12 protein-coding genes are annotated in these 13,496 nt (G+C 67.1%); 7 read left to right on the plus strand and 5 right to left on the minus strand.

Translation table 11 applies throughout. The features are described 5' to 3' along the window. Nucleotides 1-28: 28 nt before the first annotated feature. The 5 genes from ILT42_RS14185 to ILT42_RS14205 form a co-directional block, all read right to left on the minus strand. Nucleotides 29-1,249, minus strand: a complete 1,221-nt coding sequence (locus tag ILT42_RS14185) for an ABC transporter substrate-binding protein (RefSeq protein ID WP_204216621.1) — start codon at nucleotides 1,247-1,249, stop codon at nucleotides 29-31. Beyond that, complete coding sequence (locus ILT42_RS14190) at nucleotides 1,228-2,208, minus strand: alpha/beta hydrolase (RefSeq protein ID WP_204216275.1); 981 nt, start codon at nucleotides 2,206-2,208, stop codon at nucleotides 1,228-1,230. Before ILT42_RS14190 ends, ILT42_RS14185 begins: the two co-directional genes overlap by 22 nt. Beyond that, a complete protein-coding gene (locus ILT42_RS14195; RefSeq protein WP_204216276.1) occupies nucleotides 2,205-2,843 on the minus strand; it encodes a GntR family transcriptional regulator in 639 nt (212 codons plus the stop codon). Before ILT42_RS14195 ends, ILT42_RS14190 begins: the two co-directional genes overlap by 4 nt. Nucleotides 2,844-3,012: 169 nt before the next feature. After that, nucleotides 3,013-4,881, minus strand: coding sequence for a TRAP transporter large permease (locus tag ILT42_RS14200; RefSeq protein ID WP_204216277.1), 1,869 nt, complete (start codon nucleotides 4,879-4,881; stop codon nucleotides 3,013-3,015). A 112-nt stretch (nucleotides 4,882-4,993) separates the two neighbouring features. Beyond that, nucleotides 4,994-6,049: a LacI family DNA-binding transcriptional regulator gene (locus tag ILT42_RS14205; RefSeq protein ID WP_204216278.1), complete on the minus strand. Its 1,056-nt coding sequence runs from the start codon at nucleotides 6,047-6,049 to the stop codon at nucleotides 4,994-4,996. Between the two features lie 102 nt (nucleotides 6,050-6,151). On the opposite strand from ILT42_RS14205, the gene ILT42_RS14210 reads away from it, so the two are divergent. The 7 genes from ILT42_RS14210 to ILT42_RS14240 all read left to right on the plus strand — a co-directional run bounded on the left by ILT42_RS14210 (nucleotide 6,152) and on the right by ILT42_RS14240 (nucleotide 13,434). Beyond that, on the plus strand, nucleotides 6,152-7,171 hold the full coding sequence (locus tag ILT42_RS14210; RefSeq protein ID WP_204216279.1) for a TRAP transporter substrate-binding protein: 1,020 nt from the start codon (nucleotides 6,152-6,154) through the stop codon (nucleotides 7,169-7,171). An 81-nt stretch (nucleotides 7,172-7,252) separates the two neighbouring features. Then, entirely contained in the window at nucleotides 7,253-7,792 is a 540-nt protein-coding gene (locus ILT42_RS14215) for a VOC family protein (RefSeq protein ID WP_204216280.1), read from the plus strand. A gap of 6 nt (nucleotides 7,793-7,798) precedes the next feature. After that, a complete protein-coding gene (locus ILT42_RS14220) occupies nucleotides 7,799-9,061 on the plus strand; it encodes a ribulose-bisphosphate carboxylase large subunit family protein (RefSeq protein WP_204216281.1) in 1,263 nt (420 codons plus the stop codon). A gap of 15 nt (nucleotides 9,062-9,076) precedes the next feature. Then, the gene (locus ILT42_RS23220) at nucleotides 9,077-10,354 is read left to right on the plus strand and encodes a four-carbon acid sugar kinase family protein (RefSeq protein WP_204216282.1); all 1,278 of its coding nucleotides are present in this window, start codon (nucleotides 9,077-9,079) and stop codon (nucleotides 10,352-10,354) included. 74 nt (nucleotides 10,355-10,428) lie between these two features. After that, a complete protein-coding gene (gene cobF, locus ILT42_RS14230) occupies nucleotides 10,429-11,199 on the plus strand; it encodes a precorrin-6A synthase (deacetylating) (RefSeq protein ID WP_204216283.1) in 771 nt (256 codons plus the stop codon). Nucleotides 11,200-11,321: 122 nt separating this feature from the next. Next, nucleotides 11,322-12,341 (plus strand): L,D-transpeptidase, encoded by a 1,020-nt coding sequence (locus tag ILT42_RS14235; protein WP_204216284.1) that lies wholly within the window; start codon nucleotides 11,322-11,324, stop codon nucleotides 12,339-12,341. Continuing rightward, nucleotides 12,334-13,434: an alpha/beta hydrolase gene (locus ILT42_RS14240; RefSeq protein WP_204216285.1), complete on the plus strand. Its 1,101-nt coding sequence runs from the start codon at nucleotides 12,334-12,336 to the stop codon at nucleotides 13,432-13,434. The genes ILT42_RS14235 and ILT42_RS14240 overlap by 8 nt, the downstream gene beginning before the upstream one ends. Nucleotides 13,435-13,496 lie beyond the last annotated feature (62 nt).

Genomic DNA, 13,496 nt, shown 5'->3' on the forward strand with positions numbered 1-13,496 from the left:
CGGGCTTGGATTGCGGCCGTTGTGATGTTCAGCCGTTGAAGTGCTGCTCGATGGCCTTCATCATGTCGTCCGGCGAGATCTCGCCGTTCAGGGCGCGCTGCATGTTGGTCGGCCAGATGCGGGCGATGAAGTCCGGCGTCTTGGGATGGTCGGGGAGCGATCCGGCGATGGGGAGCGAGGCCTGGCTCGCATCCACGAAGCGCTTGGGATGGCCGGTCCACTTGGCGGCGCCGGACGTGGTGATGGGCAACTGCCCGGTGAGCTTGTTGAGCTCGATGTTGTTGTCCGCCGTGGACAGGAAGGCAATCCATTTGAAAGCCGCCTCCTTGGCCTTGCTGGCGGCAAAGACGGCGTTGGATTCGTCGCCGAAATAGGTCCAGCCCCGCCCGTCCGCCGCGCGCGGAACCGGCACGGCCGAGACCTTGTCGCCCAGGGCCCCGACGATCTCGTTGGCGGATCCCACATGGTGCATGATCATCGCGGTGCGACCCGCCTTGAAGGCGTCCACGATCTGCCGGAAGCTGTCGGTCGGGGCGGAGGCCGGCGTGACCTTGGCGTCGCGGGCTAGGCCCACATACCAGCGGTTGGCCGCCAGTGCCTTCTCGCTGACCATGCCGCCCTTCTCGAAGCTGGCGCCGCCGCCGATCACGAACGGCCCCCAGTTGTCGAAACCGCCGGCGCCGCCGCGCATGCCGAAGCCCGCCATGTCGCCCTTGGTGAGGGCTTTCGCGGCCGCCAGGAACTCGTCGAAGGTCTTCGGCGGCTGAATCCCGGCCTGCTGGAACAGGTCCGGACGGTAATAGAGATAGATCACCACATATTGCAACGGCAGGTAATACTGCTTGCCGTCGGCGCCCTTGTTGATCTTCCAGATATTGTCCGGGATGTCGCTGCGCCCGGCCCATCCGCCGATCATCGAGTCGATGGGCTCGAGGGCCTTCATGGCCGCAAGGCGCGCCGCCCAGGAGAGGCGAACCATGGCGGCGTCGGGGCCGTTTCCGGCGACAAGCGCCGCGAACAGGCGTGTCTGGTAGTCGTTGCCGCCGCCCCACGGAATGGCCTCGGCCTGGATCTTGATGCCGGGATTCTCAGCCTCGAATTTCGCCACGAGGGCGGCGGGCGTGTTCTGCGGGTTGTCGAAGTGATACCACCAGCGCACGGTCGCAGGCGTCTGCGCGATGGCGGGACGGGCCAGCGGGGCTGCGAGGGCAGCGGCGGCTGATAGCTTCAGGAAGTCGCGGCGCTCCATGATTGTGTTCCTCCCAGGTTCTTTTCGTTGAAATGTGAGACGATGAAGTCGGCCCCCGACGCGATCATCTTGCGAGCCGCGCTGAGTTCCCGGGTCATGCGGAGACAGCCGTGGACCACGCCGGGAACGTGGTCGCAGCGGAAGGATATGCCGGAGGCTGCGAGCTTCTCGGCCAATTGAAGCGTGTCGTCGCGCAGCGGGTCGAGGCCCGCCGCCGACAGGTACAGGGGCGGGAGGCCGCTCAGATCATGCCTCACGGGGGTGGCGAGGGACGCGGCGTCGTCGCCCTCCGGGCCCAGGAAATTCGTCCAGTACCAGCGCATGTTCACGCTGGTGAGCAGGTAGTCGCCTCCACCGAACGCGGCGTGGCTCGCGGTCGAAAAATCCGGCGCGTAGCAGCCGTAGAACAGGGCCGCCGAGGCCGGCATCGGCAGGCCGCTGTCACGGCGGGCCAGAAGGGCCGCGAGAGCCAGATTGGCGCCCGCGGAATCCCCCGCCAGGGCAATATCCCTCGCCTGAAGAGACGCTCCCAGGCCACCATTCTCGACGAAAGCCAGGGCCGCCAGAACGTCGTCGAGGGGAGCCGGGAACGGATGTTCCGGAGCGAGGCGGTAATCGATACCGAGCACGGGCAGCCCGGCCTCGGCCGCGAGATTGCGCATCGTGCCGTCATGGGTGTCGATGGACCCGAACGTCCAGCCGCCCCCATGGACGTAAAGGATGAGTGACCGGATTGTCCCCGGGCCGGGACGGTACAGGCGGGCCCGCATCCGGTGCGCGCCCGAACCGATCGCCAGCTCGTCGGCCGCCATGGCGGGCGCGCCCTCGCTCCAGGGGATGGTGCCGGCATCCGATTGCCGGCGGGCGACATCAATGGGCAGCGTCTTGAAATCCGTCTGCGGCCCGGCCCGCATGCGGTCGAGGATCACCTGCATGTCCGGATCCACGAAGGGCGTCATGGCTGCTCCTGCGTGACGATGGTGTCGATATGGTCGCCGATGGCCTGTGCCAGGCCGCTCGCGTCGCGCGCCGCAAGGTGCTCCAGCAGGGCGTGGTGGCGGTGGGCCGTCTCGGTGAGGGGGCGTTGATGCCCCGGCGCCCAGAGCTTGGACCGGTGCGTGTGGATTGTGCAGCGCGTCAGGATCTGCTCCAGCGCCTCGAGCCCCGACAGCTTGAACAGGGTCAGGTGGAAGGTCATGTCGAGTTCGATCAGCGTGAAGGCATCGCCCTGACGGGCGGCGTCCTCCATCTGGACGATGAGGCCGCGCAAGTCCTCCAAGGCCTCGTCGGACACGTTGCGCGCCGCCTTCAGGGCCCCGCGCACCTCGATCCGGCGCCGGATCGCGAGGGTCTCCTCGGCCTCCTCCTGGTCGAGGCGGGTCACGGTCGTGCCCCGGTGACCGGCCCGCGTGACGAGCCCGTCCTCCTGCAGCCGCAGGAGAGCCTCCCGGATCGTGCCTTGGCTGCAGCCGATCTCACGCGCCAGGCCGAGTTCAGTCAGGCCGCTGCCGGGCTGCAGTTCGTTCATCATGATGCGCCGCTTGACGGTCTCGTAAACGAGCTCGCGCGGACGCTTGATCGACACGACGTTCATGGCGCCCCTGATCGGTTATCAATATCGATAATGGGGGGAGCGCGTGCGGTCAATCGCAGGGAGCTGAGACTTAAGGCGTAAGCGAAAACGCCGGAGACAACTGGAAGGACCAGTCGCCTCCGGCGTCATGCAGCCTGCGGCGGCAGGCGCCGCTTCCTTGTTGATCGGCCTACAGGTAGGCCGTCGACAGGGCCGGCACCATGGCGATGATCAGCAGGCCGACGAACAAGGCCGCGATGTAGGGCCAGATCGCGCCCATCGCCTCGTCCGGCGATACGTTGCCGATCTTGCACGCGATGTAGAACCCGACCCCGATAGGCGGCGCCATGAGGCCCACATTCATCGCCGTCACCACCACCATGGAATAGTGGATGTCGTTGATCCCGAGGTTCTTGGCGATGGGGAACATGATGGGCGCCATCAACACGATGGCGGGCAGCCCCTCGAGCACGCAGCCCAGCACCATGAACACGGCGATCGTCACCATCATGTAGGTGATCCAGCCGCCCGGCAGGTCCGTCACCATGGCGGCCATCTTGAAGGCGAAGCCGGTCTGGGTCAGCGTCCAGGCCATGGCCGAGGCGGTGCCGAGGATGATCAGGATGGCGCCGGACAGGGCGGCGGTCTCCACCAGCATGCTGTAGATCTTGCCCGGCCGGATGCCGCCGTAGAGCACCATGCCGATGATCATGGCATAGAGCACCGCGATGGTGGACACTTCGGTGGCGGTCGCCACGCCGCCGCCGACCGCACTGCGGATGATGAACGGGAGAACGAGGGCCGGGCCTGCGACGGCCAGGGCCTTGCCGACAGCTTTCAGGGGCGCCCGGCGGATGCCCTCCATCATCTCGCCCCGCGCTTTCCAGCGCGCCAGGATGGCGAGCACGGCGAGCAGCACCATGGCGATCACGAAGCCCGAGGTGAACAGGCCCGCGATCGACACGCCCGCCACCGAGCCCAGCACGATGAGCACGATGGAGGGCGGCACCGTATCGGCCATGGCAGCGCCCGTGGCGAGCAGCGCGATCATCTCCTTGGGCTTGTGGCCACGCCGCTTCATCTCCGGGAAGAGGGCGGGCGCGACGGTGGCCATGTCGGACACTTTCGATCCCGAAATGCCGGACACGAGGAAGAGCGAGCCCAGCAGCACGTAGGACATGCCCGCCTTCACGTGACCGAGGAGCGAGGCCAGGAATTCCACGATGGCGCGGCCCATGCCGGTGGCATCCAGAATGCAGCCCAGGAACACGAAGATCGGAACGGACAGCAGGATGAGGCTCGACATGCCCTCGTCGATGCGCCCGATCATCACGATGGTGGGCATCGAACTCGTGAAGGTCAGGAATGCGAGGGCGCCCAGGCCGAAACAGAACGCGATGGGAACGCCGATGGCCAGGAAGAACGCCACGAAGCCGACGAGGAAGATGATGATGTTGAAGTTGCCCAGGGCCGGGAGGCTCGGCGAGGCGAGCCACAGCATCCCGAGCGCCACCACGATGAACCCGACCGCGAGCCCCAGATCCTGGGCCTTCGCGCCGCGATAGGCGTCCCGCAGCGCCAGGAGCGCCATCAGGAAGATGCCGGCCGGCAGGGCCGCCGCGCGCCAGCTCATGGGAATGTTGAGGGCCGCCGACGTGATGAATGATTCCTCGACCGCGTATTCATAGGCCGGCCAGGCCATGCCGAGAAGGAAGGTCGCCACGAGCAGGGGGCCCAGGGCGCTGAAGAAGCCCCGGATTGTCTCCGGCATCATGTTGAGGAACAGCGTCAGGCGCAGGTGCTCGTTGCGGTCGATGGCGATCACGGCCCCGAGCATCGCGAGCCACAGGAAGCACATGGAGGCCGCCTCGTCGATCCAGACGATGGGCAGCGAGAGAACGTAGCGGGAGGTCACGCCCATGAGCAGCAGGCCGATGATCAGCGTGAGCAGGACGGCCGAGACAAATTCCAGGGGCTTCAGGAGGGCCGAGCCGCTTTGCAGGCCGACCGGCGGTCCTTCCAAGTCGTCTATGTGAATACTGTCCGCTGCCGCGCTCATGGTTCCCTCTCCTGGTTTTGCCGCTTTTGGCGTTGTCTTGGCATGGTTGGGCCCAGCCTGGTTCGTTGTCATTGTGGCTCAGCTCATGGTGTTGGGGTGGTCAGTGCCTGCATCACGGCAGGTTCTCCCGGAAAATCACCTCGACCCGCATGGGGTCGGGGGGCGTGTCGAGCTTGCGTCCCTCGCGCAGGTCCCGGAACAGGGATGCGCATTTGACGATGGTGTCCTCGGCGCTTTGGGTGATGACCGCGTCCATCGTCCCGTCGAGCAGTAATTCGCGGGTGTCGGACGTCAGGCCGTGGCCCACGAAGACGATGTCCTGGTCGCGGCGCGCGTCCTTAAGGGCGCGGCTGATGCCGGAGGCGCCGCCGCCGATATTGTAGATGCCGTCGAGGTCCGGATGCTGGGTGAGGAGGGCCCGCATCTGCCGGTAGTTGAGCCCTTCGTCGTCCTTGCCTTCCCGCAATCCCACCACGTGGATGTCGGGATAAAGCTCCTGAAGCAGGTCGAGAAAGCCCATCTCGCGCTCGCCATGGGCACGGTAGCTGAGGCTGCCCGCGATCATGGCGACCTTCGCGGGCCGCTTGCCGATGAAGCGCGCGAGCAGGTAGCCCGCCATGCGCCCGGCGGCGCGGTTCTCCAGGCCGAAATACGCCACCCGGCCCGGGCTCGCCACGTCGGAGATCAGGGTCGCGACGGGTTTGCCCATGGCGGCGATGCGATTGACGGCCTCGCGCACGATGGGGTGCTCGATGGCCATGAACGCGATGCCGTCCGCCGTCTTGGCATGCCGGTGCAGGGTGCGGGCGAGAAGGTCGGGGTTGAAGCTCGGGATGTATTCGACCGTGGGTTTGATCGAGAACCGCTCGAGCTGCGGCGCCATCTCGGTGACCATGCGGCCGAGACGCGCGATGTAGCGGTTGCTGCCCTCCGGCAGGATGAAGGACACCGGAGAGAGCGGACGCACGTCCCGGGCCCGCTCGTCGCTCTCGTCCACGTAGCCCAGTTCCGCCGCCGCCTTCATGACGCGCTTGATCGTGCCGGTTTTGACCCCGGAGCGGCCGTTCAGGACGCGGTCCACGGTGGCGGTGGACACGTCGGCGAGCCGGGCCACGTCGACGATGGTCACGCGGCGGCTCAGGGAGAGGGACTCTTCGAGAATGCTCATTGATTACATCAAAATACATCAAAACTTTGATTTGACCACATCAGTATTATGACTGATTTTCCCGTTCGGAAAGAGAAAAACCATCTTTTCGGGAGGAAATTGATGACGACGATCAGCAGACGGTCCATCCTGAAGGGCCTGAGCGTTGCCCCGGCTGCCGCGACCCTGTTCACGGTTCCGCGCTACGCCAAGGCGGCGGAAATCACCCTGCGCTACGGTAACAACCTGCCCCTGAGCCATCCGCTGAACATCCGCGCCAAGGAGGCGGCGGACCGGATCGCCAAGGAAACCAATGGCCGCGTCGAGATGCTGATCTTCCCGGCGAACCAGCTCGGCGGCGACACCGACATGCTGTCTCAGGTGCGCAACGGGGCACTCACCTTCTTCACGCCGTCCGCTCTCGTGATCGCCACCCTCGTGCCGGTGGCGGCCATCAACGCCGTGGGCTTCGCGTTCAAGGATTACAACCAGGTCTGGGCCGCCATGGACGGCCCCGTGGGCGCCTTCGTGCGCAAGGCCATCGCGGATTCCCGCCTGCATGCGCTGGAAACCATGTGGGACAACGGCTTCCGCCAGATGACCACCAGCGGCGCGCCCATCAAGGACGCGGCCGGGATGCGGGGCCTGAAGATCCGCGTGCCGGTCAGCCCCATCAGCATCTCGATGTTCTCAGGCCTCGGCGCCGCGCCGGCCAGCCTGCAATTCAGCGAGGTCTACACGGCGCTCCAGACCAAGGTGGTCGACGCGCAGGAAAACCCGCTTCCGATCATCCAGGTGGCCAAGCTCTACGAGGTGCAGACCTCCTGCGCGATGTCAAACCACATCTGGGACGGCTACTGGTTCATCGCCAACGGCCGCCAATGGTCGAGCATGCCGGCGGACGTGCAGGAGATCGTCTCCCGCGCCATCAACGAGGCGGGCCTGAAGCAGCGCCAGGACATCAAGACCCTCAACGAATCGGTCCAGGCCGACCTGCAAAGCAAGGGTCTCACCTTCAACGAATGCGACACGGAAAGCTTCCGGGCCAAGCTGCGCGAGGCCGGCTTCTACAAGGAGTGGAAGCAGAAGTTCGGGCCGGAGGCCTGGGGCCACCTCGAGAGCGTGGTCGGAACGCTCGCGTAAGCCGTCCGGCTCTCGCATCGCCATCGATCTCTGGCGCGGTTGCCCGCAGCCGCGCCGTTCTTCGTTCATCAAAGGTCAAACATGAGCCGCTTCTTCGGTGAAATCAGGCAGGCCGGATACGTCGTCGACGACATCGAGGCCGCCATGGATTATTGGACGCGCGTTCTGGGCGTCGGTCCGTTCTTCTACAAGGAGCGGGTTCCGATCGAGAATTACGTCTACCGGGGCGAGTCGCACCAGCCGCACAACTCCGTAGCGCTCGCGAATTCGGGCCCGCTGCAGATCGAGCTGATCCAGACCCGCAACGACGCGCCGTCGATGTATCGCGACTTCAAGGAGGGCGGCCATCGGGGCCTCCAGCACGTCGCCTACTGGACCGAGGATTACGACGCGGACCTGGAGCGTCTCATCGGCCAGGGCTTTGTACCCGTCATGAGCGGCGAGGTGGGCGAGCGGGGACGCTTCGTCTATTTCGACACCGAATACCACCCCGGCACCGTGATCGAGCTCTCCGAGGTCGCAGGACCCAAGGGTAAGATGTTCGACCTGATCCGGGCGGCGTCCGAGGATTGGGACGGGCAGGATCCCGTGCGCCCGTTCCCGGATCTCTCCAAGCTCTGAGGGACCATGTCGGACCAGCATTACGAGGCCACCTACCTCATTGAGACGCCCCTGCCGCTTGAGAAAGTGGCGGAGGTGATGGCGGGCGAGCAATCCTGCGGCACCTTCACCCGGGTGGAGGGCGAGACCGACGAGTTGCGCGCCCGCGCGCGGGCCGAGGTCGTGTCCTTGCGCGATCTGGGCGAGGTCGAGCCCTCCATGCACAGCGCGTGGCTCGACCGGAAGGGACTGGCAGGCCGCTCGCGCCGGGGCGAGGTGACGATCCGCTTTCCCGTGGCCAATGTGGGCGTCAATCTCTCGACGCTCGCCGCCACGGTGGCCGGAAACCTGTTCGACCTCGGCGAGGTTACGGGCCTTCGCCTGGAAGCCCTGAGACTGCCGGGCGCCTACCGCAAGCAATACCCACTGCCGCCCCATGGCGTGGCCGGAACGCGCCGCCTGACCGGCGTCGGGCAGGGCGCGCTCGTCGGCTCGATCATCAAGCCGAATGTGGGCCTGTCGGCGGACGAGACGGGGGCCCTCGTGGCGCGCCTGTGCGAGGCGGGGCTCGATTTCATCAAGGACGACGAGATCTCGGCCAATCCGGCGCATGCGCCCTTGCAGGCCCGCATCCCGGCCGTGATGGCGGCGGTGCGCCGCCACCGGGACCGCACCGGCAAGAACGTCATGGTGGCCTTCAACATCACGGACGAGACCGACGCCATGCGCCGCCACGCCGATCTGGTGGCGAAGGAGGGCGGGTCCTGCGTGATGGCGAGCCTCAACTGGTGTGGGTTCTCCGGCATCGAGACCCTGCGCCGTAGCACCGATCTTGTCCTGCACGGACACCGCAACGGCTACGGCGCCCTGTCGCGCCATCCGGCGCTGGGCATTGGCTATCTGGCCTATCAGACCCTGTGGCGGCTCGCGGGCGTGGACCACATGCACGTGCACGGCCTCGGCGGAAAGTTCGCCCAGGAGGATGCCGAGGTCGTGGCGAGCGCAAGGGATTGCCTCACGCCGCTCTGCGACGTGGACGACAGGGTCATGCCGGCCTTCTCGTCCGGCCAATGGGCCGGAACCGTGGAAGAGACCTTCCGGGCCACCGGCACCTCCGACCTGCTGTTCATGGCGGGCGGCGGGATCATGGCGCATCCCGGCGGTCCGGCCGAGGGCGTCGCGAGCATCCGCGAGGCCTGGCGGGCCGTGGAGGCAGGCGAGAGCCTCGACGAGGCGCGGGCGCGCCACAAGAGCCTTGCCGACGCCTATACGTTCTTCGGCAAGCATTAGGGACGGGAGACAGCCGTGACGCCGTCCTACGGGTGGTACGGAGACGACTTCACCGGCGCGACGGATACGCTGGCCACCCTGGCGCGCCGGGGCCGGAGTGCCTTCCTGTTCCTGCGCGTGCCGGAAGAGCAGCACCTGAACGGGTTCGCCGATCTCGACGCCGTGGGCATCGCGGGGGCGGCCCGCACCATGAGTCCGGACGAGATGCGGGCCGAGCTGGAGCCGGTCGGCGCCTTCTTCCGGGCTCTCGGCGTGCGTCTTCTGCATTATAAGTGCTGCTCGACCTTCGACAGCGCGCCCGAGCGCGGCAATCTCGCCACCGCCATCGCGGTCTTGCGCGGTTCGGTGCAGCATCCTGGCGCCGCCATCCTGGGCGGCCAGCCGTCGCTGGGCCGCTATTGCGCGTTCTCCAATCTGTTCGCGGCATTCGGCCGGGACGGCGTTCACCGCCTCGACCGTCATCCGGTCATGAGCCGCCATCCGGCGACGCCCATGAACGAGGCGGATCTGCGCCTGCATTTCGCCGCCCTCGGCCTGCCGGGCGTCCAAGGGATCCACTGGCCCGCCCTCGGCCACGATGGAGCCGCCGACGAATGGGAGGCCCTGTCGTCGACGGCGCCCGCGGTGCTGTTCGACGCCCTCGAAGCCGGACACGTGGGGGCGGTCGGGCGCTTGCTGCGCGAGGCGAGCCGGGGCCGGTCCCTGCTGGCCGTGGGGCCGAGCAGCGTCGCCCAGGCGTTCTTCGAGGAGCGGGACGGCATCGCGACCGCTCCGCCGGTTCCGGCGGAGGGTCCGGTCCTGGCCTTCGTGGGGAGCCTGTCGGCCACGACGCGGGCCCAGATGGCCGCGGCGCGCTCCTATCGGCGCATCGCCGTCGACCCCGGCATCCTGACGACCAGCGCGGACGCGCGGACCCGGATCGCCGAGGAGGCCGCGTCCCTGCTGGCGGACGGCCGCCACGTGATGCTGTCCACGGCACCAGACGAAGGAGACGTTCCACTGTCGGCCGCCGCCAGCCTGCCCGATCTGAGCGCCGTCCTCGTCGACGATGTGCTCAAGCGCTGCCCGGTGAGGAGGCTCGCCGTCGCGGGCGGGGACACGTCGAGCAAGATCGTGGGCCATCTCGGCTATTGGGGTTTGGGCTATTACGGCCAGATCGGCAACGGCGTCGCGGTCAGCGCGACCCGCAGCGACGATGCGGCCCGCGACAACATGGTCCTGATGCTCAAAGGCGGCCAGATGGGCCAGGAGACCCTGTTCGAGGACTTCCTGGAGGACCGGGCGCACTGGTAGCGCGCCCGTCGCACCGCCGCGAAATCATGCTATGCGGCGTGCCAGCGATTCACCAGCGAGGCGGCGGACCAGACATGACGAAAGCGCTCATCATCGGCATCGGAGCTGGGGACCCCGACCACGTCACGATCCAGGCCATCAAGGCGCTCAACCGGGTGGATGTGTTCCTCGTGCCCACCAAAGGGGACGAGAAGGCGGATCTCCTGCACCTGCGCCGCGAGATCTGCGAGCGCTACATCGAGGGCCGATCCTACCGGTTCGTGGAGTTCGAGCAGCCCCGGCGGGATGATCCGACGGTCTCGTACCGACAGACCGTGGAGCAGTGGCACGACGCGATCGCGGAGCGTTATGAGAGGCACCTGCTCGACGAGTTGGCCGAGGGGCAATGCGCCGGGTTTCTCGTCTGGGGCGATCCGTCCCTGTACGACAGCACCGTGCGCATCCTCGACAAGGTGCGGGCCAGGAGCCGGATCGCGCTCGACTACGAGATGATCCCCGGCATCACCAGCGTCCAGGCCCTGACCGCTCGGCACGCCGTGCCGCTCAACCGGATCGGTGAGGCGGTTCAGATCACGACGGGCCGCAAGCTGGCTCAATGCATGCCCGAGGATGCCGGCAGCGTCGTCGTCATGCTTGACGGCCAGCAGGCCTTTCAGGCGATCCCGCCCGAGGGCCTGGAGATCTTTTGGGGCGCCTATCTCGGGACCGAGGACGAAATCCTGATCGCGGGGCGCCTGGAGGACGTCAGGGACGAGATCGCCCGCGTCCGGTCCGAAGCGCGCGGCCGCAAGGGCTGGGTCATGGATACCTACCTGTTGCGCAAGGTCGATCCAAGCAACGCGTGAAGATCATGCAGCCGATCCCGCCGCCATGCATCCGGCTGCTCTCCGTCGAGGGTCGAAGAAGCATATCGTTAACCAATCTCTTCTAGAGATGACCTTACGATACTTCTTCAACGGGCCACACCATGACGATCATCGGGACCCTGTCGCGCCGGCAGTTGCTTGGCGGCTTTGCCGCGTCAGTGGCCCTGATGGGCGGTTCCGGCCTCTGGGCCGATCCGGTGTCAGCCCAGCAAGTCGAGGACATCAATGACCTGAAGCCCGGGGAGTTCACGTGGCATCCGGACCGCTCGCCGGACGGACCCGTCGCCATCATCGTGTCGATCCCCGACCAGCGCGTCTCCGTCTATCGCAACGGCATCCGCATCGCCGTCTCGACCTGCTCGTCCGGGCGGCCCGGCCACGAGACCCCGCTCGGGGTCTTCACGGTGCTCCAGATGGCCAAGACCCACCGGTCCACGATCTATGACGGCGCGCCCATGCCGGATATGGAGCGGCTGACATGGTCGGGCGTGGCGCTCCATGCGGGCGGCCTGCCGGGCTATCCCAGCTCCCATGGCTGCGTTCACCTGCCCCGCGCCTTTTCCGACAAGCTGTTTACGATCACCCATGTGGGCACGCCCGTGATCATCGCCGGAGCCGCCGGCGACCCCGCCACGATCCTGCATCCGGGCCTCGTTCTCACGCAAGCCTCCGAGTCCGAATTCGACAAGGCGTTGGCGGACCTGAAGGACCGGACCGTGCCCGGTTCGGACCCGGCCTCCTCGACGGCCCTGTCCATGATCGTGTCGTCGGCTGATGACGAGATCGTCGTCATGGAGAACGGCGACACGGTGGCGAGCGGACAAGTCACGATCACTCCCGCCGATACGCCGCTGGGCTCGCACGTCTTGATCTATGGCGGCATCGATCCGGCCGCCCGCCAGATGATCTGGCACGCCATCCCCTACACGACGGAAGCCACCGCCCAGACGGCCCAGGAGGCCGCGGGAGTCCTCCGGCGCATTCGCGGGACGGACGCGATCTTCAGGAGGATCCAGGACCGCCTGCATCCCGGCGCGATCCTCATCACCACCGACCTGCCCCTGACGCCCGAGACGCGGAGCGGCAAGGATTTCGTGGTCATGTCGGCGGCCGATGCCTGATCGCCCCTCCAACCACGGCGACGGGCATCGCCTGTCCCGGCGAGCGTTGATGCTGGGATCGATGGCGGCGCTGCTGCCGGTCGATGCCGCCCCCGGCCAGGAAGCCGGCGCGGCTCCGCTCATCTCCGCTCCACGCCTTGTTCCGGCCCGGTCGCTTCCCGTGCCCGGCACCGTCAGCCCGCCGCTCCAGGCCGTGATCGGGGCGCCCTATCCAACAGGCTGGGATGCCATCCCGACCTCCCCGGAGGCCTGGAGGGCCCTGGCGGCCCAGAGTTCTGCCGCCGTTGCGCCCCATCTGCCGGCGATCCGGGAGCGCCTGGGCGTGACCGTCGAGCCCTCGCGGATCGCGGGCGTGAATGTGTTCATCGTCACGCCGAACGATCTTCCGACCGCCAACCGCGACCGTCTCCTGGTCCATGTCCATGGCGGCGGCTATGTGCTCTATCCGGGCGAGGCCGGGGCGGGTGAAGCCATGCTCATGGCGGGCTATGCCGGTTACAAGACCGTGTCCGTGGATTACCGGATGCCGCCGGACCATCCCTTTCCGGCCGCCCTCGACGACGCCATGGCGGTGTGGCGGGACCTGTCAGGCCGCCAGGATCCCCGGCGGATGGGGATCTTCGGCAGCTCGGCGGGCGGAGGGCTGACGCTGGCGATGGTCCTGCGGGCCAAGGCGGAGGGCCTGCCGCTTCCCGGCGCCATCGCGCCCGGCACGCCCTGGGCCGATCTCACCGGCGCGGGCGACACGCTGCAGGCCAATGCCTATGTGGACAACGTGCTGGTGTCGTATGCGGGCTGGGTCGGGGCGGCGGCATCCCTCTATGCGGGTGGCCAACGCCTGACCGATCCTCTCCTGTCGCCGATCTTCGGGGATTTCCAGGGGTTTCCGCCCGCGATCCTGACGTCCGGCACGCGGGACCTCTTCCTGAGCGACACGGTCCGGGTTCACCGCAAGCTGCGCCAGGCGGGCGTCGAGGCGTCGCTGCAGGTCTTCGAGGGGCAGAGCCATGCTCAGTTCCTCACGCCTTTCGTGCCCGAGACCGAGGAAGCGTTTCGTGAGATCGCGCGCTTCTTCGCGCGCCATCTCGGCTAGGATGATCGAAGCTGTGCCGCTGGCGTCGGCGCGGCCCTTGTGGTTACGATAGGGCAGCCGCT

Source organism: Microvirga pudoricolor (assembly GCF_016892705.1).
Taxonomy (GTDB): Bacteria; Pseudomonadota; Alphaproteobacteria; order Rhizobiales; family Beijerinckiaceae; genus Microvirga; species Microvirga pudoricolor.